Here is an 18971-nt window from a genome sequence, read left to right on the forward strand (position 1 = left end):
CCCGCCCTCAGCGCTTGACCGCGAGCACCACCAGGATGGACGCCAGCGACGGGCGGCGACCGAGGGCGCCGTCCAGCCAATGCAACGACCTGGGTACCCCTGGGAACCGGGCACCGCGCACCGTCAGCGGGCGGAACCCCTCACGGCACAGCAGGTCGACGAGCGCCGTGCGGTTGAACAGGCGCAGATGGCCGACCGGCCGGGTGTCCTGCTTGAGCCGGCTCAGCGGCCCCGCTCCCACCTCGGTAGAGCGGCTGGACGTCTCGTGGAACACGGGCTGGATGCCGGCGAGGAAGAGGACCCGGTTGTACCAGGCGTGCAAATTGGGCGTGGTGACGACCAGGTGGCCACCGGGCCGCAGCACCCGGGCACACTCCTCCACCATTAGGTCCGGGTCGTAGAGGTGCTCGATCACCTCGGCGGCGTGCACCAGGTCCACCGACGCGTCCGGAAGCGGGATGCCCTCGCCCAGGTCGCACTTGTGGAACTCATAGGGCAGCATGGCGGCCTTGGCGAGTTGATGTTCCGAGTAGTCGACCCCGACCCAACTCACCGCAGGATCGCCGACCTGCGCGTCGAGCTGAGCCAGGAAGCTCCCGTCGCCGCAACCCACGTCGAGCACGGTCGCGGGCGGGCCGGACCGGCCGGCCAGCGTGGCGACGACCAGTTCCTGGGCAATGCGCTGGCGGGGCTCCAGCCCCGTGGCAAACTCGCCGCCCCACCCCTGCGCGTCGTAGTAGTCGATCAACCGCACCGTCACGCTGTCTCCCCGCGACCGCCCAAAACCAGCGAGTGCACTCTACGGGAAAGCCGGCGGGTCCAAGGGTCGCGCTCGTGGAGGTGGCCGATGGATCGCTACGAGCGGCGCAGCGCGTACCGCGTGCATCGCCAATCCTCGACGTACGGCAGATCTGGCCTCTGCCCGACAATCTCCCCACCATGCGCGGTAACCACCATGGCCATATGGCGGTCGGACACAACCGTCATTCTCATCGGCGCTGGGTAGCCGAGTAGTCGGCGCTGCCCCCAACTGATGAGTCGGTACGGCGCGACCCGCCATACCATGCCCTTGACCGTTGGCATTGTCTTCGTCGGCATCTGAACGACGGCGACTCCGCCCGGGCGCAGTATGCGCAGAAACTCGATCAAGTAGCGATCGATCGCCGCACGGGGCAGGTGCTGCAGCACCAGTGCGCTGTAAACCAGGTCGAAATGCCCGTCGGGGAAACGGCTCAGGTCGGCGGTGTCGTTGAGGATGAACCGGCACTTCCCGCCGCTACGGTCCAACTGGCGGGCAGCGTCGAGCATGGGTGGGGCGATGTCCACGCCGATCACCTCATCGGCGTGGCCCGCCAAGGCCTGCGACAGCCGACCCACCCCGCAGCCGAAATCCAGCGCTCGACCCCATTGGGTGGGCAGGGCGAGCTGATCCAGCCAGCGGACCGTTTCGTCGACATCGGCGCGCCCGGTGGACAGGAACTCCTCTACGTCCCAACTGCCCCCGCGCTTTCCAGGCAGCGACAATACCGCCCAGAGCGGGTCTTTTGTGCCCAGCCTGGTCCAGTCGCGCCGTAGCTCATCCAGTTCCACAGGCCACACATTAGGCCAGCCCGCCCCGCGGGTCGGCGCCGATTCCCCAAGCGCCGGCCCGCTCAACACCCCCCGGCCGGGGTCGGTGAACTACCAGGGGTCGGGCGGCGGCTTCTCGCCGGTGCCCGACCCCCGGTCCCGTACTCAGAGGCGACCCAGCGCCTTGCGCAGCGGGTCGAGCCCGAGCGAGCCCAGGTCGAGCGCCTGCCGGTGGAACTCCTTGAGGTCGAAGTCGGCGCCCTTGCGGGCCTTCGCCTCATCCCGCGCCTGCAACCAGATCCGCTCGCCCACCTTGTACGAGGGGGCCTGCCCCGGCCAGCCCAGGTAGCGGTTCAGCTCGAAGCGCAGATTCTCGTCCGGCACCCGGCAGTGCGCCCGCATGAACTCCCAGCCCAGCTCCGGCGTCCAGCGCTCGCCCGGGTGGAAGCCGAACGGGTTGTCCTTCGGGATCTCCAGCTCCAGGTGCATGCCGATGTCGACGATCACCCGGGCCGCCCGGAACGCCTGCCCGTCGAGCATGCCGAGCTTGTCGCCCGGGTCCTCCAGGTAGCCCAGGTCGTCCATCAGCCGCTCCGAGTAGAGCGCCCAGCCCTCGCCGTGCCCGGAGACCCAGCAGAGCAGCCGCTGCCAGCGGTTGAGCAGCTCGGCGCGGACCGCGGTCTGCGCCACCTGGAGGTGATGACCCGGCACGCCCTCGTGGTAGACCGTGGTGACCTCGCGCCAGGTGGAGAAGTCGGTGATGCCCTGCGGCACCGCCCACCACATCCGTCCCGGGCGGGAGAAGTCCTCGCTCGGGCCGGTGTAGTAGATCGCGCCGTCGCTGGTCGGGGCGAGGCAGCACTCGATCCGGCGGACCTGCTCCGGGATGTCGAAGTGGGTGCCGTGCAGCTCGCTGATCGCCTTGTCGGCGAGCGCCTGCATCCAGTCCCGGAACGCCTCCTTGCCCTGGATGGTCCGGGCCGGGTCGGCGTCCAGCGCCGCGACCGCCGCGTCGGTGGTCGCGCCAGGGCCGACGATCCGCCCGGCCACCGCCCGCATCTCGGCCTCCAGCCGGGCCAGCTCCGCGAAACCCCAGGCGTACGTCTCGTCGAGGTCGACCTTGGCGCCGAGGAAGTACTGCGAGGCCAGCTCGTACCGCTCGCGGCCGGCGGCCTGCTTGTCCCGCCCGTGCGGGGCCAGCTCGTTGCGGAGGAACTGGCCGAACTCGGCGGTCGCCGCGGTGGCCGCCGCCGCGCCCCGGCGCAGCTGGGCGCCGAGCGTGCCGTCCGCGCCCAGGCGCTCCACCAGGCCGTGGAAGAAGTTGTCGCCGTCCGGGTCGGTCCAGATGTCGCACTGCTTGGCCACCTCGACCAGCTGCACCTTCGAGCTGACCTGGCCGGCGGCGGCCGCCTCGCGCAGCGTGGCCTTGTAGCCCTCCAGCGCGCTCCCGAAGCGGTTGAGCCGGGCGGCGACGTTGGCCTGCGCCTGCTCACCCTCGGTCGGCATCAGGTCGAAGACCATGCGGATCTCGTGCAGCCCGCTGGCGATGACGTTGACCTCGCTGGTCACCTCACCGGCGTCGTACCGGGCGAGGTCCAGGCCGAGGCGCTCCTGCATCGCCTCCTTGGCGGTCCGCTCCACCTCCGACTCCGGTTCGGTCACGTCCAGGTCGGCCAGGGTGCGCCGGGTGAGGTCGGCCCGGGCCGCGTACCCGCCCGGGGAAAGGTCGTCGAGCTGGTCGTCGTAGCCGGAGATGCCGACGTAGGTGGCACCGGTCGGGCTCAGCGGAGCCCAGTCGGCCACGTACCGGTTCGCGAGGTCATCGATTCGTCCCACGGGGCGACCCTACGTGACCGACCGGTGCGGATGTCGACCGTGTTTGCCGTGTTCAGGGCAGCAGTTCGGGACGGTTCGGCGTCAACCGGCAACAGCGCGCCACCGGCGCGGTGCGTTGGCTGTGGCGGTCGACACGACGTCCGAATATCGCGGGACTTCGTCGTACCGCTGCGGCAGAGTGCAAGGGGTGACACCCGACATCACTCCTGACCGGTCGGCGGTGCGCAGCTGGCTGCCGGGCTTCGTCGCGCTCGCCGCGATCTGGGGTTCCAGCTTCCTGTTCATCAAGGTCGGGATCGAGGAGCTGCACCCGCTGCACCTCACCCTCTACCGGGTGGCCACCGGTGCGCTCACCCTGCTGGCCGTGGTCGCCCTGCTCCGCGACCGGCTGCCGCGCGAGCCCCGGGTCTGGGCGCACCTGGTGGTGGTCGCCGCGTTCGGCGTGGCGATCCCGTTCACCCTCTTCGGCTTCGGCGAGCAGCGGGTGGAGTCGATGCTCGCCGGCATCTGGAACGCCACCACCCCGCTGATCGTGCTGCCGCTGGCGGTGCTGGTCTTCCGTACCGAGCGACTGACCACCCGCCGGGCGGTCGGGCTCGGGCTGGGCTTCCTCGGCGTGCTGGTGGTGCTCGGCGTCTGGGAGGGCGTGGGCGGCGCCCACTTCACCGGCCAGCTGATGTGCTTCGGCGCGGCGGCCTGCTACGGCGTGGCCATCCCGTACCAGAAGAAGTTCATCGCCGGCAGCTCGCACTCCGGCCTCTCGCTGTCGGCGGCGCAGCTGCTGGTCGCCACGGTGCAGCTCGCCGTGGTCGCGCCGCTGGTGGCCGGGGCGCCGCCAGCGCCGACCGGCCTCTCGGTGCAGGTGGTGGCCAGCGTGCTGGCGCTCGGCGCGCTCGGCACCGGGCTGGCCTTCGTGATCAACCTGCGCAACATCCGGGTGGCCGGGGCGAGCACCGCCTCCACCGTGACGTACCTGATCCCGGTCTTCGCGGTGCTGATCGGCGCGATGGTGCTCGGCGAGCGGCTGAACTGGCACCAGCCGGTCGGCGCGCTGGTCGTGCTGCTCGGCGTGGCCGTGGCGCAGGGCCTGGTCGGCCCGCGTCGCCCCCGCGTGACGGTTCCGGCGGCCGCCCCCGCCGTCCCGGCAGCCGAGCCGGCCGCCCGAGCCTGATCCACCCCCGTGTCGGCGATCTGGAGTGGATCTTCCTCGCGGCCGGTCAGCGCCGCTGGGCGGCCCATTCGACCAGGCGGTCGGCCGGCCAGGTGTTGATCACCTGATCGGCGGGCACGCCGCAGAGCGCCGCCCGCTCGCAGCCGAACCGCTGCCAGTCGAGCTGCCCCGGGGCGTGCGCGTCGGTGCTGATCGCAAACCGGCAGCCGGCCTCCAGGGCCCGGCGGATCAGCCGCTTCGGCGGGTCCTGCCGTTCCGGCCGCGAGTTGATCTCGACCGCCACGCCGTGCTCGGCGCAGGCGGCGAAGACGGCGTCCGCGTCGAAGTCGCTCTCCGCCCGGGTACGCGCCCGGTGCGCGCGGTCACCCGGGCCCTTCACCCCGGCCGGGCGGGACGACACCATCCGACCGGTGCAGTGGCCGAGGATGTCCAGGTGCGGGTTGGCGATCGCGGCCAGCATTCGCCGGGTCATCTTCGCCCGCTCGTCGTTCAGCCCGCTGTGCACCGACCCGACCACCACGTCGAGCCGGGCCAGCAGCTCGTCGTCCTGGTCCAGCGAGCCGTCGGCGAGGATGTCCACCTCGATGCCGGTGAGGATCCGGAAGCCCTCGGGCAGCGCGTCGTTGACCGCCGCCACGTGGTCGAGCTGCTTGCGCAGCCGGTCGGCGGTGAGCCCCCGGGCCACCTTCAGCCGTGGTGAGTGGTCGGTCAGCACCACGTACTCGTGCCCCAGCTCGACCGCGGCGAGCGCCATCTCCTCGATCGGCGACCCGCCGTCGGACCAGTCGGAATGGGTGTGGCAGTCACCGCGCAGCGCGGTGCGCAGCGCGGTGGCCTCGGCGTCCAGGTCGCTGCCCTCGGTGGCGACCAGCCGGCGCAGGTAGACCGGCTCTTCGCCGGCCACCGACTCGGCCACGCAGCGGGCGGTGACGTCGCCCACCCCGGACAGCTCGGTGAGCTTCCCGGTGCGGGCCCGCTCGGCCAGCTCCTTCGCGGGCAGCGCGGCGAGGGCCTTGGCCGCCGAGCGGAACGCCCGGACCCGGTAGGTGGCCTCGTTGGCCCGTTCCAGCAGGAACGCGATCCGGCGCAGGTCGGCGATGGGGTCCCGGGCGCTCATGCCCTGCAAACTACGCCCCCGCCGGTCGGGGGACGACCGGCGGCGCGGGCCGGTGGTGGTGGGTCAGGCGTACGGCAGATTCAGTCAGCCGGCGGGGCCGGCGGTGCGCGGGGCCTTCGGGCAGCCGTGTTCGCGCTCCCATGCCGTCGCCTCGGCGGCCGGCGACCGGTTGCCCCCGTCGCGCCAGGAGTCCAGGTACTTCGCCGGCCAGATCACGCCCCGCCGGATCCACCAGTCGTCGTGCCCGGTGCACTTCGGTGAGAGCCCGAAGTGGAGGTGGCAGACGTTGTTCGCGTTCCCCGTCCGGCCGAGCCTGCCGACCTGCTGCCCGGCCCGGACCCGGACGCCCGCGTCGATCCCGGCGCTGATCGCGCTGAGGTGGGAGCCGTAGTACCGCACCCCGTCGTCGCCGAGCAGCGACACCGAGAGCCCACCGTTGTACGGCCCCAACGGCCCGCGCCGGTCGAACCGGTCCACCCGGTTCACCTCCAGGATCGTCCCGTCGGTGACCGCCACCACCGGCTCGCCGCAGTCGGCGAAGATGTCCGTCCCCGGGTACCCGGAGTGCGTCGGGTGGTAGGCGACGTCGTCGGCCCGGACCGGGAAGACCCGCCGCGGGTCGGTCCGGCTCGGCGAGGCCGACGGCGTGCCCCGGGCCGGCGCCGGGGTGGCGGTCGCCGGCTGGTCCGCGGTGGCCACGGCGCTGGGGCCGTCCCGGACCGGACTCGGCCCCGCGGCCGGCCGCTCGGCCGGCCCGCACCCGGCGAGCAGCGCCGGCGCGAGCAGCAGCAGGACCGGGTACGCCGGAAGCGCACGACGGCGGCCGATCGATCGCGAGGACATTCGGACATCCTGGCAGACGGATACGGTGGGAGCGTCCCCCGGCAGCACCACCCTCCGTGAACGGGAGCAGTGACGGCGATGAACGGTCAGCCCCCCTTTCCGGCCCCGCCGGCGACCGGTCCGGGCCAGCTGGCGCGTATCCCCTCGGGGCTCTTCCCGTCCGGCCCGCCGCAGCGGCCCACCTGGCGCGAACCGCACCCGGTCACCGGCAGCGGAGTGGCCGCCGGCGCCGCGCTCGCCGCGACCTGGCTGGTGCTCTTCGGCCTGCTCGGCCGGGACGTCCCCGGCTACGCCTGGTGGACCGTGATCGCCGGCGCGCTGGCCTGGCTGGCCGCCCTGGCGCTGGTCCGGTACGGCGACCGGGGAGTGGGAACCGGCGTCGCCATCGTCACTGCGGGTGGTTGGAGCATCGCGTTCGCGGTGGTCGTGGTCCGCTGGGCGACCAGCGCGGACTGGCCGATGTGGTGACGCCCGGTCATCGGTCGGCTGCGCACCGAACACCATCTTGACGTACTCGCTGTGACTGGGCACGCTTCGCGGTATGGCCTGGACCACCCTGCGGCTCGACCCCGAGCGGAGCCGTCGCCGCCTGCAGATCCTCGCCGAGCTGGCGGGGGCCCGTGCGGTACGACAGCGCGACAAGCCGCAGCGGGAGCGCACCGAGCGGCTGCGGCAGCTGATCGCCACCCGCCGCCGCGTCGCGAGCTGATCCGACTTTTTCAGGATTGACCGGCCCTTCGGGGCGTTGACCGGTCGCCTGCCGACCCGACCGGTTAACGTGCACGCGTAACGAGTCGGCGTGCTGTGCCGAGGCCATTGGGGGGACCGTGTCGTACTTCGCTGCCGCCGTGGTGCGCGACGAGGGCGGCTGGAACGCCGCCGAGGTGAACCTGCGGGGCGCCACCGACATCGACGACGTCGCCGAGCGGCTCCGCGACGTCGAACCGGACGCTGACCTGTCGCTGCTCTTCGTCGAGGCCGACGACGCGTACCTGGTGATCCTGCGCCTCGACGAGGGGGAGGACCTGCGGGTCTTCGGATCCGATTCGGCGTACGCCGAGGAGTCCCGGCTGGGCGCGCTGCTGGTCGGCGACCTCAAGACCTCGGTCACCGGGCTCGAGGACGGCGACGAACCCCCGCCCGCCGCCTCCGGGGACGAGGAGAGCGAGCAGCCGGCGGTGGACCCCGAGGCCGACCCGGTCGGCGACGCCGACATCCTCGCCGACCTGGGCATCTCCGCCCAGCGACTGCTCCGGCTCTGCGCCCACGAGCTGCCGGCTGACGTGACGACCGAGGTGTGCCAGGTGCTCGGCTGCGCCGACGAGGTCGAGGAGTTGCGTGAGGTCTGACCCGGCCCCCGGCGGGGCGGCGGACCCGGGCGGCGACCCGGTACCCCGCCTGTCCGGCGGCGGCTCGCCGCTGGCAGGCGCCGAGGAGCCGGCCGACGCGACCGATCCGGCGCTGGAGACGGTACGGCCGGGGCAGCCCACCCCGGGCCGGGCGGGTCGGGTCGGACCCGGCGCGCACGAGGGGCTGGCCGACCCGGGCGCCGCCGGCCGCCGGCAGCGGCACGAGCTGTGGATGCGCCGGGCGCTGGAGATCGCGGTCACCGGCCCCGTGGTGCCCGCCCCGCCGCCGGTCGACGCCGTCGGGCCCGCTCCGGGCGACCTGGGCGACGTCGCCGGGCCCGCCGCGAGCGACGTGGGCGGCGCGCGCGAGGGCGGCGCGGCCGTGGACGACGTGCCGGTGGGCGCGGTGGTCTACGGCCCGGACGGGACCGAGCTGGCCGTCGGCCGCAACGAGCGCGAGCTGACCGGCGACCCGACCGCGCACGCCGAGGTGCTGGCGCTGCGCCGGGCCGCCGAACGGCTCGGCCGCTGGCGGCTGGAGGACTGCACGCTGGTGGTGACGCTGGAGCCGTGCACGATGTGCGCGGGCGCGCTGGTGCTGGCCCGGATCTCGACCGTGGTCTTCGGCGCCTGGGAGCCGAAGACCGGCGCGGCCGGCTCGCTCTGGGACGTGCTGCGGGACCGCCGGCTCAACCACCGCCCCGAGGTCTACGCCGGGGTGCTGGAGGCGGAGAACGCCGCCATCCTCCGCGCCTTCTTCCGCTGACCCCTGCGCCCGTCCAGTCGGCCCGGGCGGGCTGCGCGGGTCAGGCCGGTGCCGGGGCGGGACGGAGCAGCGTCGCGGCCACCGCCCGCGCGGCGTCGGTCCAGGGGGTGGGCCGCAGGGTCGCCGGATCGAGCCGGACGATCGCCCGCCGACCCTCGGCGTGCACGGTGCCGCCGTCCACCGAGCGGAACTGGTAGGCGTACTCGGCGCTGCTGGTGCCGAAGTGTTCGAGCCAGAAGTGCACGGCCACCGGACCGGTGGCGGTGATCGGGGCCCGGTAGGTGATGGTGAACTCGCGTACCGCGTGGAACACGTCGGGTGCGCTGTTCTGCTCGCCCTGGAAGGAGACGCCGCGGTCGGCCCAGTACGGGGTGAGGGCCCGTTCCAGCAGCACCGCGTACCGGGCGTTGTGCATGATGCCCATGGCGTCGAGGTCGTCGAAGTGCACCGTGACGTGCTCGACGTGGCCGAACTCGACGACGGGCTGGTCGGCGATGGCGTGGCTCATGACAGGCCTTCCGGTAGCAGGGTCGGGTCGGGGCACAACGCCCGAAGGCGGGTCAGCACGCCGTGACGGGCGTGCCGGTAGGCGGCGTCGGGGTCCAGCAGCCGGGACCGCACCACGGCCGCGATCCCGAGCGCGTCGATCTCGTACGCCAGCAGTTGGACGTCCACGTCGGCGGGGAGTTCGCCGGCGGCCACCGCCTCCCGGACGAGTCGCTCCAGGAAGGCGGTCCACCGGGCGGACGCCTCGGCGAGCCGGTCCCGGACGGCGCCGGGTCGGGCGTTGTACTCGAACTCGGTGTTGGCGAAGAAGCAGCCGCCGGGGAGGACCCGGGCGGCGTAGAAGTCGATCCGGGCCTCGTGCAGGGCCCGGAGCCGCCGTACGCCCCTCGGGGCGCGCAGGGCCGGGCCGATGATCCGCTCCTGCCACTGCTCCACCGCCCGGTCGACGGTCGCGATCTGGAGCGACTCCTTGGACCGCCAGTGCGCGAACAGGCCGGACTTGCTCACGCCGAGTGTGTCGGCGAGCTGCGCGAGGGAGAGCCCGTGCAGGCCGGCCTCGGTGGCCAGGGCCACGGCGGCGTCCAGCACGGCGGTGCGGGTGCGCTCGCCCCGCGCGACGCGTCCGTCGACTGTCATGGGGAGAGGGTAAACAAAAAGCACGACCGGTCGTATTGATTTGAGCAGTGACGGTCGTCACCGGTCGGCGCGAGGTGTCCGGGCCGCCGAAAATCGGCGCGCCCCGCCATCAGGGATGACGGGGCGGCGCGGGGAACGACGAAGATCAGGCGATGATTGTGTCGAGGGCGATCTCGACCATCTGGGAGAAGGTCTGCTCGCGCTCCTCGGCAGTGGTCTTCTCGCCGGTCTTGATGTGGTCGCTGACGGTCAGCACGGTCAGGGCGCGGGCCTTGAACCGGGCAGCGATCGTGTAGAGCGCCGCCGACTCCATCTCCACCGCCAGGACGCCGTAGTCGGCCAGGGTGTCGTAGAGGTCCGGGCGGTCGGTGTAGAAGGCGTCCGCGGCCAGGATCGGCCCGACGTGCATGGTGATGCCGCGCCGCTCGGCCGCCTCGACCGAGGTACGTAGCAGCCCGAAGTCGGCGACCGGGGCGTAGTCGATCAGACCGTCGAACCGCATCCGGTTCATGTTCGAGTCGGTCGACGACCCGATCGCCGCGATCACGTCGCGCAGTTGGAGGTCCTCGCTCAGCGCGCCGCAGGAGCCGACCCGGATCAGGGTGTTCACGCCGTACTCGTTGATCAGTTCGTGGGCGTAGATGGAGGCGGACGGCATGCCCATGCCGGAGCCCTGGACGGACACCTCGACGCCGTTCCAGCGGCCGGTGAAGCCCAGCATGCCCCGGACCGTCGAGTAGCACGTGGCGTCCTCGAGGTAGGTCTCCGCGATCCACTTGGCCCGCAGCGGGTCGCCCGGCATCAGGACCCGCTCGGCGATCTCTCCCGGCTTCGCGCCGATGTGCGTACTCATGGCAAAGATCCTGCCAGGCCGGCCTCGGAGATACCGGTTCGGCATCCCAACCCACGGTCCTGTACCCTCGTCGGCGGTGGCGTGTCCGAGTGGCCTAAGGAGCACGCCTCGAAAGCGTGTGAGGGTTAACGCCCTCCGCGGGTTCAAATCCCGCCGCCACCGCTCGTGACATGCGAGAACGCCCGGTCGATCCCCACGGATAGGCCGGGCGTTCCGCTTCCGGTCTCAGTTGAGGCTGAAGAGGCCGATTTCCGGCCGTCTGCGCCGTCGCCCCGCGGCCGTTCCCAAAGCAGCCCACCGACGCGCAGGGCGATGTCCCGGCGGACTTGAGCGGTCAGGTGCTGGTACCGGGCGGCCATGGCGGAGTTCGACCAGCCCATGATGCCCATCACCGCCCGCTCGGCCACGCCTAGGAACGCCTCCGGCTTGACCCGGCACCACACCCACGTGCCCCGGCGCTCGGAGTCGACCAGGCCGGCCTCCCGCAGCACCTTCAAATGGTGGGAGATCGTCGGCCGGGACAGGTCAAACGCCGGGGTCAGATCACACCCGCACATCTCGGGTACCGAGGCGATCATCGACATCAATCGCAGCCGGACCGGGTCGCCGAGGGCCTTGAACATCGGCGCGACCACCGCCGCCTGGTCCACGTCGAGCGGACGGACCGCCAGCGGGGGGCAGCAAGCCACCGCTTGAAGGTCCACCACCGGAAGGGCTTGTTTCGACATGCCTCTAGGTTGACAGACTTCAAAACAGAGTGCAGCGTTGAGGCTGCTTCGAAAACCATCTAGGCAAGGGGGAGCCGTGATCAAGGTCTTCCGCCGCCGTCACGCCATCAACGCCCAGGGCGTGACGCTGTGCGACTCGTGCGGGCAGGTCTGCACCTCAGCCTGCCGCGCTGACGCCCGCTACGAGCGCACCCGCACCACCGTGCTGACCAATCTGTTCGTCCGCTGAACCACACCTAGCAGGAGGAAATCCCATGTCCCGTGTCCAGCTCGCCCTGCGCGTGTCCGACCTCGAAGGCTCCGTCGCCTTCTACTCCAAGCTGTTCAACACCGAGCCGGCCAAGCGTCGCCCCGGCTACGCCAACTTCGCCATCGAGAACCCGCCGCTCAAGCTGGTGCTGCTCGAAGGTGAGCCCGAGCAGCCCACCGTGATGGACCACCTGGGCGTCGAGGTGTTCAGCACCGACGAGGTCAACGCCGCCACCCAGCGGCTCACCGACGCCGGCCTGATCACCCTTGAAGAGAACAGCACCGAGTGCTGCTACGCCCTCCAGGACAAGGTCTGGGTGCGCGGCCCCGGCAACGAGCCCTGGGAGGTCTACACCGTCAAGGCCGACTCAGACCAACTCCAGAAGGCCGCCGAGAGCGCCTGCTGCACCCCGGCCGCCGAGAAGGAGCCGGCCACCACCGGAGCCGCACCAAGCTGCTGCTGACCATTGCGGTGTGCGCGCCCGTTCTCAACCTGAGGACGGGCGCGCAAACGCGCTACGTCTTGGTTGATGTCCGGGAAAGCGGGCCGAGGGCGCCGCTGCCGCCAGGCCGTCGAGCGACAGACAGGCATGACCAACGACGACCAGTGGCCACGACGTTTGGACACGTCACGGCGTGTGTCCGATCGACTGACCAGCGAGAGTCGGTCGGGCTTACCTGTAGTTGGTGAACCGCAGGCTTCACGACCCGGACTACTCACCGGTCCTCTGTTGGCGTGGGCGTTGGACGGTCAGCGGTGAGGCTGACGTGGTGCATCGTGGTGGCCTGGCGCATGGTGACGAGGCCGAAGGTGATCCGAGTGAGGCTGGCGGCGATGGCGAAGGCGGCGAGTGACTGCGCCGGAAACTCTGACCGGAGGTAGATCGCGATCACCGTGACATCCCCGGCGAGCGCAAGGGCGGCGATGGTGACGGTGGCGGCGAGTGCGTGTTGGGGGCTGGCTTCGGGTAGCCAGCGCATGAGACGGCCGGTGGTGGCGAAGGTTCCGACGGCGATCGCGATCGCGATGATGATCAGTGGAATGACGGGGATCGCGGCCAGCAGGGCGATGAGGCCGGTGCGCCAGGGGTGGGGCTGCAGCAGCAGGAACCACCAGATGCCCACGAGGGGTCCGGTGGCGATATAGCAGGCGATCGTGCGCCGGGCATAGGCGGTGGCCAGTTCCCCGCTGAACGCCTCGGCGACCGCTTGTGGGTTACCGAACTGGGCGATCGCGGCGGAGACCGCGTCGCCTTCAGGTAGGCCCGCGGTGGTGTGGTCGATGATGGCGTGGTCCAGTCCGTCGCGCAGTTCGGCGAGGATCTGCTCGCGGCGCCGACGTGGTCCACGCAGCCGTGCGGCGAGGTCGCTCAGGTACGCGTCGAGGCGTGCCTCGCCCGCTGGGGTGCTTACGCGGTCGCTGGCCATGCCCGCCTGCCCAGTACAGCGGTGACGGCGGTGGAGAACTTGTCCCAGACCGCACGCTGCTCCCCGAGCGCGGCGTGCCCAGCCGGGGTGACGTGGTAGGCGCGGCGGCGGCGGCCGCCGACGGTCTGCCAATCGCTGGCGATCAGGCCGGCGCGTTCGAGGCGGTGCAGCGCCGGGTAGACGGTGCCGGTCGGCAGGTCCAGTGCCCCGTCGCTGCCGGTACGGAGAGCTTCGATCACGGCGTAGCCGTGCTGTGGCCCGGGTTCCAAGACCGCGAGCAGCAGCGCGTCGAGATGGCCTTTGAGCAGTTCCGGCCGCATCGGCAACACTGGCGGCTCCCTTCTTCCTTCTTGCTGGCTGCCGCCAGCGCCTCTACTGTAGCGTCACAATACTTTGTGATGCTACATATGGGGGTGGGGGATGAACTCCAACCTGCTGGTCGTGGACCTGGCGGAGGCGAGTGCGGTCGACCGGCCGGTGATCGGTGGGAAGGCGGCGGTGCTGGCGGACCTGTCCGCGGCCGGGTTCTCGGTACCGCCCGGGGTGGTGGTGACCACCGCAGCCCTGGATGACCCGCAGTTGGACGTACGGCTTGCGGCCGTCGCCGAGGGGTTGGGCGGGGACCGGTTCGCGGTGCGTTCGTCGGGTGCGGCCGAGGACCTACCGGATGCCTCATACGCCGGCCTTTACGAGACGTACCTGAATGTGCCGGCCGACGGGCTGGGTGAGGCGGTGCGGCGATGCTTCGCCGCGGCGGCCAGTGAGCGGGTCACTGCCTACCACCGGCGGCAGGGGGGTGCGACGGCAGCGATGGCGGTCCTGGTGCAGGTGATGGTCGACCCGGCTGCGGCCGGGGTGGCGTTTACGGCGCATCCGGTGACCGGCGACCGGGACCAGGCGGTGGTGACCGCCGTTGCGGGCTTGGGTGATCCGCTGGTGTCCGGTGAGACGACCGGCGAAGAGTGGTCGGTGACCGCCAGCCGCACCGTGATGACCCGGTCCGCTCCCAACGGTGGGCGTGTCCTCGCCGACGTCCAGGCCGACACTGTCGCGGAGCTGGCGCGTCGGATCGCCGACCGGTACGACGGCCACCCGCAGGACGTCGAGTGGGCTATCGACCGGGCGGGCGGGCTGTGGCTGCTCCAGGCCCGGCCGATGACCGCCGTGCCGGAGCCGGTGTCGTGGACGGCGCCAGGGCCGGGGTTGTGGATGCGCAACTTCCGGCTCGGGGAATGGCTCCCGGAGGCGGTCACCCCACTGTTTGCCAGCTGGCTGCTACCCGTGCTGGAGGGCGGCTACCTCGATGGGATGTACGACAGCGTTGGGGTGCGGGTGCCGTTCCGGTACGCGCTGGTCAACGGCTGGTATTACAACGCCACGCCAATCCCGTCACCGAGACTGTTGGCCGGAGTGCTGTGGCAGGGCCGTAGGCGGGCAGTGAAGATCCTGTTCAACGCATTGATCCGGGTGAGCTATGACCCGGCCGCCGCCTACCGCGCCGCCCTGTCCGAACTGGAGCGGACGTGGCGTGAACAGCAGTTGCCTGGCTATCGACGGCTTGTCGAGTGGGCTGAGGCTGAGGTCGGCACGGCACCGCCACGGCGACTGGCCGAACTCGTCGACGCACTCGGGCGAGAGGCTGGGATCTACCTCTGGTACCTGGCGATCGTCGGTGGATCGGCGTGGAAGATGGAAGCTCGCCTGACTCGCTTCACCCGGCAGCACCTGGTCGACGTGCTTCCCGACAGTGAGGGCGGGTCGCAGGTGCTGCTGCGTGGACTCCCCGGCGCCCAACCGGTGGCCGGCGCGCACGCCGTACAGAGCCTCGATTGGTACTACCCGGTCGCCGGAGAACTCGCCACAGGGCAACCGCTCCGAGCCACGGACCGGCATGGCCAGCTTGCTGAACAACGGATGGTTGCCGAACAGCGCTGCCGAGCGGCGCTGGCCGACCACCCGCAGCGGCTGGCTGACTTCGACCGGCTGCTGGAAGTCAATCAGCGCTTCGCCGTTATCCGCGAAGAGCAGGCGCGCGAGTTCACCCTCGCCTGGCCCGTCTTACGGGCCTGCGCCGGCCGACTAGGGCGACACCTGGTCAACCTGGGGGTGATCGAGCAGTCCGATGACATTCACTTCTGCACCCGCGATGAAATGAACAACGCGGTCGCCGGCGACCCCGGCCACCTAAGCGCTAAGGTCCCCGAGCGGCGCGCGCGATGGCAGCGTCAGCGCCGCTTGGCCGCGCCGTTGACCCTCGGCCGTCCCATGCGAGTGATTGGCGACGTCATCGAACGCGCCGTCCAAGCGGCCCGCAGCACCACCGAGATCGCGGAGGGCGCGATCGTCGGGCATCCGGCCTCTGCAGGCCGAGCCACCGGCAAAGTCGGCATCGTGCACGGACCGGAGGACTTCGACGCCTTCGCCGATGGCGACGTGTTAGTCGCCAAGGCCACCGCCCCAGCGTGGACACCGCTATTCGCGCGCGCCGCCGCCGTGGTCACCGACGGCGGCACCCTAGCCGCACACGCCTCCCTGGTGGCCCGCGAGTACGGCATCCCCGCCGTCGTCGGCACCGGCGACGCCACCCAACGACTGCGTCCCGGGCAACTCGTGACCGTCGACGGCACCGCAGGAACAATCACACTTCACATCCAACCTGTCATGCCTGCGGGTGGGAGATCCGTCCCAGGGGAATAAGGGCGCCGCCCGGTCTGGTGGACCCCCGCGTGACCCCACCGCCCCTGCAAACGACGCACGTCCAGCACACCGAGCGGGCAGACCTGCAGCAGGTCGGACGGAGTGACCACCGACCCACGCGAGTCCTCTTAATCCGCTGGTCCGGCGGTTGTCAGGGTGTAGCAGCGCCTGTAGCAACGATGACGAACGACGGTGCACCATCGCGTGCTTCTGACGGGGCGGACGCAGGCGGGCCGGCTGGAGGTGGACGCGGGGCGTCAGGCTGCCCAGAACTACAAGCGAGGGCTGAGGCCCGCTTCAAGATGTCGTTGCGGGTGTTGCCGCTTAGGTCTGATGTTGTCGCCGGTGCGGCCGTTTGCTGGTGCGAGTGCAGGGTAAGTGGGTCGTCGTGACGACACCCGAGAGTCGGCGGCAGGAGGAGCAAGCGCTCGAGAGCGGCGAGGTGTATCAGGACGCCGAGGGACGCCGAACCACCGACCCAGGTACCGCGGCTGCGCACGCCCACAGCGAAGCCGACCGCAACGCCGAGCACCTGAAGCGTGGCGAGGTTGGTCCGGGCACCCCAGAGAAGTAGCTGCCAAGTGAGTTAGCGGCCGCCTTCGGCGCTGCCTTCCCGCGGCCGTACCCAGCTAGCGATCACCGTCCCTGTAGAGCCAGACGTCGCGGTAGGCGGGAGGCCTGTCAAGGCTCCAGGTCCGCTGCTCCACGCCGCCACTTCGCGACCTGACATCCACGGCGATCCACCGCCGGACAACCGTCTTGTCGGCCGGTCCGGTCGCCTCGTTCAGCAGGGGCCGTGGCCTTCGTCGAAGAGGCGCCGGGCCCAGTCGGCGTACCCGGCGATGATCTTCCGGACGGCGACCCCGTCGTGCAGGAAGAGGTACGCCCGGTCGCCGTCCCGGGCGAGCAGGCCGTCGAACCGGTACGTCCCCTGTGGAGCGTGCAGTCGGCTCGCCGTCGGGTAGCGGACCCGGACCTCGCTGACCGGCGTGCCGACCGTGATCCCCTCCGGTGTGCTCATCGGGTCGTCCAGCCAGAGCAGCACCAGCCGGTCGTCGACGAAGATCGGGCTGACCTCCTCGTGCCCGGCCAGTGTGGGGCCGCAGGCGTCGACCTCGGCCCGCAGCACGCCGCGTCGGGCGAGTTCCTGCTCGGTATCGCCGAACTCGATGCCGCCCAGGCCGTCCAGGCCGACCACCTCGGCGTCGCCGACCGGCCGGGCCGGCGGCATCGGCCCTTGTGGACTGACGCCGCTGCCGGCGATCGAGGCGGCCGTCAGTAGCATGGCAATGAAGCCGAATTGTCGCAGTTTCATGGCATCCCCCAGTCCCCAACGGGACCGGGGCGTTCAGGTTGCTGGTCGACGCCGGATTGCTGAGATTCCCACTCCTCGGCCAGCTCGTCCCAGTAGTCGGCGGTCAGTCCCCGCCGGCCGTGGGTCAGCCAGCCGTCGGTGTGCCGCTCCAGGTGCAGCCCCAGTTCGGCGAAGGGGTCGATCCACCGGCCCGGCTCGGCGCCCAGCCGGACCAGCGCCGCGTTGATCGGCCACTCGGGGCGCGGCAGCTCGAACGTGTCGTCGAACCGCGGCCCCCAAATCAGGTGCCCGTCCAGCCATACCACCGACGCCTGGTGGCCGGCCCCGCCGGCGAAGCCGGCCTCCAGGTACGCCACCGGCCCCCGCCGCGACCAGCGGGCCAGCAGCTCTGCCAGCGCCGGCGAGAAGACCAGCTGGAAGGGCTGGTGGGCGTCCGGGTCCCCGGTGGCGAAGTCGGGCAGCGCGCCGGTCAGCTCCTGCACCAGTTGGGGCGTCACCGGCAGCAGCGCGAAGTCCTGGCGCAGCGCGGCGAGCACGGCGTGGTCCAGGCCCGCGGTCTGCTCGCGCAGCAGCTCGACGTCCGCGACGACCGCGCTGAGCTGGTAACTCATCCGATCCCCCCGCCATCCACACCCTGTGGATGGAACATGTGTACGACGGATGCCGGCCGTCGTCGATCCCCGCACCGTACCGGCCGAGCGCGCCGGGGAAGCGCCACGACCGCCGTCCGGGACACAATCGGTCCGTGCGGGGGAGGTGCCATGAGCTTCGGTACGACGAGAGTCCTGGCCCATCGCGACGCCCTTCGGGCCCGCCACGCTGGCGCTGGTGGCGGGCGCCGGCCTGATCACGGTGGTCGACCACCGGCTGGTCCTCGGCGCCGCCGCGGTGGCGGCCCTGCTGCTCGCCGCCGGGCCCTGCGCGGCGCTCGCCGATCGTCGTCGTCGCACGCCCGTCGGAACGAGCCCCGGCCGGTGAGCCGGTGAATCAATAGGCGGGTGTCACTGGCGGGAGTCCTGCTCGTCGTCGTGGCCGTTATCGTCGCGGTAGCGCTGAACGTGCTCTCCAACTGGCTACCCACCCCTGCCTGGCTGACCCGGGGGCGGTGGCCAGAGCTACGGAAGCGCTGGAGCCGGATCCGGCCGGGGCTGTGAGGTCCCACAACGCCGAGGCTCGCAGTCAGCGCGGACGAGGTGGCGCTGGCTAGGGCTTCGCCGCGGTACGCGTAGCGAGCAGCAAATGCAGGAAAGGGAATTGGTCAACAAATGGAGATCGTTGAGCTTGAGATCGCGGGACACGACTGGAAGTCCCTGCGGTGTGGGTGTGGCAGGTCGGCGGCGCACCTGGCCCGTGACTTGTTGAAGCTTGCCCGGGCCCAGACCGACAGTGACGTGGACCGCGTTGCGCTCGACGGCCATTTCATGATCTCTCCCTCCGTGCTCATGGAGCCGGCGCTGCCGATGGTTTCCGTGGCGCTGGCGGCCCTGGCCGACGAGACCTCCCCGAAAGCGCGCTTCAAGTTCCTGGAGACGCTGCTGTTCATGATTGCGGGCGAAGGTCAGCCGTTCGAACTCGCGCGCCAGGGCAGGGATCTTCCGGCCGAGTGCGCTGCTGCCGCTCAGGGCGGCATCTGGCTGCTGTACCGCGAGGTCTTTTCCGGTGCGACGCTGGGAGCGGTGAACTGCGCCTACGAGATCCTGACGCTCATCGACGATGATGAGGAGCGTCTCGACCGGGCAAGGGTCGCTGCCGGAGACCGATTGAACGAGGAGCTGCGCTAGGAGACCCCTGAATAATGCGGCGTGCAGGTCTACCGATTTGATCGGGTTTGGTCGATAATTGGTGGGTGCAGGGTAGATCCGGTCTCGACCGCGAGTTGCTGGACACGGCGGCGCTGGTCGGGCATC

General features: G+C 71.1%; 22 protein-coding genes, 1 tRNA gene and 1 pseudogene. 11 read left to right on the top strand and 13 right to left on the bottom strand.

Annotation, left to right across the window (positions count from 1 at the left end):
- Nucleotides 1-7: 7 nt before the first annotated feature.
- The 3 genes from ACLQ2U_RS30085 to ACLQ2U_RS30095 all read right to left on the bottom strand — a co-directional run bounded on the left by ACLQ2U_RS30085 (nt 8) and on the right by ACLQ2U_RS30095 (nt 3405).
- On the bottom strand, nt 8-760 hold the full coding sequence (locus ACLQ2U_RS30085; RefSeq protein WP_425754277.1) for a class I SAM-dependent methyltransferase: 753 nt from the start codon (nt 758-760) through the stop codon (nt 8-10).
- A gap of 95 nt (nt 761-855) precedes the next feature.
- A complete protein-coding gene (locus ACLQ2U_RS30090; protein ID WP_425754278.1) occupies nt 856-1590 on the bottom strand; it encodes a class I SAM-dependent methyltransferase in 735 nt (244 codons plus the stop codon).
- Between the two features lie 144 nt (nt 1591-1734).
- Nucleotides 1735-3405 carry a DUF885 domain-containing protein gene (locus ACLQ2U_RS30095; protein ID WP_425754279.1) on the bottom strand — a complete coding sequence of 557 codons (1671 nt, stop codon included), beginning with the start codon at nt 3403-3405 and terminating at the stop codon, nt 1735-1737.
- A gap of 187 nt (nt 3406-3592) precedes the next feature.
- Between ACLQ2U_RS30095 and ACLQ2U_RS30100 the strand changes: the two genes are divergently transcribed.
- Nucleotides 3593-4576 (top strand): DMT family transporter, encoded by a 984-nt coding sequence (locus ACLQ2U_RS30100; RefSeq protein WP_425754280.1) that lies wholly within the window; start codon nt 3593-3595, stop codon nt 4574-4576.
- Nucleotides 4577-4622: 46 nt separating this feature from the next.
- Here ACLQ2U_RS30100 and ACLQ2U_RS30105 read toward each other — a convergent pair whose 3' ends face one another.
- Nucleotides 4623-5693, bottom strand: a complete 1071-nt coding sequence (locus ACLQ2U_RS30105; RefSeq protein WP_425754281.1) for a PHP domain-containing protein — start codon at nt 5691-5693, stop codon at nt 4623-4625.
- A gap of 84 nt (nt 5694-5777) precedes the next feature.
- Nucleotides 5778-6536: a M23 family metallopeptidase gene (locus ACLQ2U_RS30110; RefSeq protein ID WP_425754282.1), complete on the bottom strand. Its 759-nt coding sequence runs from the start codon at nt 6534-6536 to the stop codon at nt 5778-5780.
- Nucleotides 6537-6614: 78 nt separating this feature from the next.
- Between ACLQ2U_RS30110 and ACLQ2U_RS30115 the strand changes: the two genes are divergently transcribed.
- The 4 genes from ACLQ2U_RS30115 (at nt 6615) to ACLQ2U_RS30130 (ending at nt 8651) form a co-directional block, all read left to right on the top strand.
- Nucleotides 6615-7004, top strand: coding sequence for a hypothetical protein (locus ACLQ2U_RS30115; protein ID WP_425754283.1), 390 nt, complete (start codon nt 6615-6617; stop codon nt 7002-7004).
- A 73-nt stretch (nt 7005-7077) separates the two neighbouring features.
- Nucleotides 7078-7245, top strand: a complete 168-nt coding sequence (locus ACLQ2U_RS30120; protein ID WP_425754284.1) for a hypothetical protein — start codon at nt 7078-7080, stop codon at nt 7243-7245.
- Between the two features lie 118 nt (nt 7246-7363).
- Nucleotides 7364-7885 carry a tRNA adenosine deaminase-associated protein gene (locus tag ACLQ2U_RS30125; RefSeq protein ID WP_425754285.1) on the top strand — a complete coding sequence of 174 codons (522 nt, stop codon included), beginning with the start codon at nt 7364-7366 and terminating at the stop codon, nt 7883-7885.
- 232 nt (nt 7886-8117) lie between these two features.
- Entirely contained in the window at nt 8118-8651 is a 534-nt protein-coding gene (locus tag ACLQ2U_RS30130; protein WP_425754297.1) for a nucleoside deaminase, read from the top strand.
- A 40-nt stretch (nt 8652-8691) separates the two neighbouring features.
- On the opposite strand, the gene ACLQ2U_RS30135 is transcribed toward ACLQ2U_RS30130, so the two are convergent.
- From ACLQ2U_RS30135 to deoD, 3 genes are all read right to left on the bottom strand, one after another.
- Complete coding sequence (locus ACLQ2U_RS30135) at nt 8692-9159, bottom strand: acyl-CoA thioesterase (protein ID WP_425754286.1); 468 nt, start codon at nt 9157-9159, stop codon at nt 8692-8694.
- Nucleotides 9156-9794, bottom strand: a complete 639-nt coding sequence (locus tag ACLQ2U_RS30140; RefSeq protein ID WP_425754287.1) for a TetR/AcrR family transcriptional regulator — start codon at nt 9792-9794, stop codon at nt 9156-9158. The genes ACLQ2U_RS30135 and ACLQ2U_RS30140 overlap by 4 nt, the downstream gene beginning before the upstream one ends.
- 145 nt (nt 9795-9939) lie before the next feature.
- Entirely contained in the window at nt 9940-10647 is a 708-nt protein-coding gene (gene deoD / locus ACLQ2U_RS30145; RefSeq protein ID WP_425754288.1) for a purine-nucleoside phosphorylase, read from the bottom strand.
- Between the two features lie 75 nt (nt 10648-10722).
- On the opposite strand from deoD, the gene ACLQ2U_RS30150 reads away from it, so the two are divergent.
- Nucleotides 10723-10809 (top strand) — tRNA-Ser (locus ACLQ2U_RS30150).
- Nucleotides 10810-10922: 113 nt separating this feature from the next.
- Here the strand turns inward: ACLQ2U_RS30150 and ACLQ2U_RS30155 are convergent.
- A pseudogene (locus tag ACLQ2U_RS30155) lies at nt 10923-11375 on the bottom strand (metalloregulator ArsR/SmtB family transcription factor); the annotation flags it as partial.
- 76 nt (nt 11376-11451) lie between these two features.
- Here ACLQ2U_RS30155 and ACLQ2U_RS30160 point away from each other — a divergent pair.
- Together ACLQ2U_RS30160 and ACLQ2U_RS30165 are read left to right on the top strand one after the other, a co-directional pair.
- On the top strand, nt 11452-11604 hold the full coding sequence (locus ACLQ2U_RS30160) for a hypothetical protein (RefSeq protein WP_425754289.1): 153 nt from the start codon (nt 11452-11454) through the stop codon (nt 11602-11604).
- Nucleotides 11605-11629: 25 nt separating this feature from the next.
- Nucleotides 11630-12088: an ArsI/CadI family heavy metal resistance metalloenzyme gene (locus ACLQ2U_RS30165; RefSeq protein ID WP_425754290.1), complete on the top strand. Its 459-nt coding sequence runs from the start codon at nt 11630-11632 to the stop codon at nt 12086-12088.
- A 253-nt stretch (nt 12089-12341) separates the two neighbouring features.
- Here the strand turns inward: ACLQ2U_RS30165 and ACLQ2U_RS30170 are convergent, their stop codons facing one another.
- Entirely contained in the window at nt 12342-13052 is a 711-nt protein-coding gene (locus tag ACLQ2U_RS30170; RefSeq protein ID WP_425754291.1) for a permease prefix domain 1-containing protein, read from the bottom strand.
- A complete protein-coding gene (locus tag ACLQ2U_RS30175) occupies nt 13034-13372 on the bottom strand; it encodes a PadR family transcriptional regulator (RefSeq protein WP_425754298.1) in 339 nt (112 codons plus the stop codon). The genes ACLQ2U_RS30170 and ACLQ2U_RS30175 overlap by 19 nt, the downstream gene beginning before the upstream one ends.
- A 100-nt stretch (nt 13373-13472) precedes the next feature.
- Between ACLQ2U_RS30175 and ACLQ2U_RS30180 the strand changes: the two genes are divergently transcribed.
- Nucleotides 13473-15749: a PEP/pyruvate-binding domain-containing protein gene (locus ACLQ2U_RS30180; protein ID WP_425754292.1), complete on the top strand. Its 2277-nt coding sequence runs from the start codon at nt 13473-13475 to the stop codon at nt 15747-15749.
- Nucleotides 15750-16533: 784 nt separating this feature from the next.
- Here the strand turns inward: ACLQ2U_RS30180 and ACLQ2U_RS30185 are convergent.
- The gene (locus ACLQ2U_RS30185; protein WP_425754299.1) at nt 16534-17028 is read right to left on the bottom strand and encodes a hypothetical protein; all 495 of its coding nucleotides are present in this window, start codon (nt 17026-17028) and stop codon (nt 16534-16536) included.
- Between the two features lie 32 nt (nt 17029-17060).
- Complete coding sequence (locus ACLQ2U_RS30190; RefSeq protein WP_425754293.1) at nt 17061-17675, bottom strand: hypothetical protein; 615 nt, start codon at nt 17673-17675, stop codon at nt 17061-17063.
- A gap of 217 nt (nt 17676-17892) precedes the next feature.
- Here ACLQ2U_RS30190 and ACLQ2U_RS30195 point away from each other — a divergent pair, with 217 nt between their 5' ends.
- Both ACLQ2U_RS30195 and ACLQ2U_RS30200 read left to right on the top strand, forming a co-directional pair.
- Complete coding sequence (locus tag ACLQ2U_RS30195; RefSeq protein ID WP_425754294.1) at nt 17893-18042, top strand: hypothetical protein; 150 nt, start codon at nt 17893-17895, stop codon at nt 18040-18042.
- Between the two features lie 287 nt (nt 18043-18329).
- Nucleotides 18330-18845 carry a hypothetical protein gene (locus ACLQ2U_RS30200; RefSeq protein WP_425754295.1) on the top strand — a complete coding sequence of 172 codons (516 nt, stop codon included), beginning with the start codon at nt 18330-18332 and terminating at the stop codon, nt 18843-18845.
- The last annotated feature ends 126 nt before the right edge of the window (nt 18846-18971 follow it).

It is taken from the genome of Micromonospora sp. DT47 (genome assembly GCF_049844475.1).
In the GTDB taxonomy this organism is placed as follows: domain Bacteria; phylum Actinomycetota; class Actinomycetes; order Mycobacteriales; family Micromonosporaceae; genus Micromonospora.

Coding starts and splice junctions, on each gene's coding strand:
- ACLQ2U_RS30200 (WP_425754295.1), top strand. CDS start 18,330: ATGGAGATCGTTGAGCTTGAGATCGCGGGACACGACTGGAAGTCCCTG.
- ACLQ2U_RS30105 (WP_425754281.1), bottom strand. CDS start 5,693: ATGAGCGCCCGGGACCCCATCGCCGACCTGCGCCGGATCGCGTTCCTG.
- ACLQ2U_RS30165 (WP_425754290.1), top strand. CDS start 11,630: ATGTCCCGTGTCCAGCTCGCCCTGCGCGTGTCCGACCTCGAAGGCTCC.
- ACLQ2U_RS30175 (WP_425754298.1), bottom strand. CDS start 13,372: ATGCGGCCGGAACTGCTCAAAGGCCATCTCGACGCGCTGCTGCTCGCG.
- ACLQ2U_RS30120 (WP_425754284.1), top strand. CDS start 7,078: ATGGCCTGGACCACCCTGCGGCTCGACCCCGAGCGGAGCCGTCGCCGC.
- ACLQ2U_RS30115 (WP_425754283.1), top strand. CDS start 6,615: ATGAACGGTCAGCCCCCCTTTCCGGCCCCGCCGGCGACCGGTCCGGGC.
- ACLQ2U_RS30190 (WP_425754293.1), bottom strand. CDS start 17,675: ATGAGTTACCAGCTCAGCGCGGTCGTCGCGGACGTCGAGCTGCTGCGC.
- ACLQ2U_RS30135 (WP_425754286.1), bottom strand. CDS start 9,159: ATGAGCCACGCCATCGCCGACCAGCCCGTCGTCGAGTTCGGCCACGTC.
- ACLQ2U_RS30140 (WP_425754287.1), bottom strand. CDS start 9,794: ATGACAGTCGACGGACGCGTCGCGCGGGGCGAGCGCACCCGCACCGCC.
- ACLQ2U_RS30110 (WP_425754282.1), bottom strand. CDS start 6,536: ATGTCCTCGCGATCGATCGGCCGCCGTCGTGCGCTTCCGGCGTACCCG.
- ACLQ2U_RS30130 (WP_425754297.1), top strand. CDS start 8,118: ATGCGCCGGGCGCTGGAGATCGCGGTCACCGGCCCCGTGGTGCCCGCC.
- ACLQ2U_RS30180 (WP_425754292.1), top strand. CDS start 13,473: ATGAACTCCAACCTGCTGGTCGTGGACCTGGCGGAGGCGAGTGCGGTC.
- ACLQ2U_RS30170 (WP_425754291.1), bottom strand. CDS start 13,052: ATGGCCAGCGACCGCGTAAGCACCCCAGCGGGCGAGGCACGCCTCGAC.
- deoD (WP_425754288.1), bottom strand. CDS start 10,647: ATGAGTACGCACATCGGCGCGAAGCCGGGAGAGATCGCCGAGCGGGTC.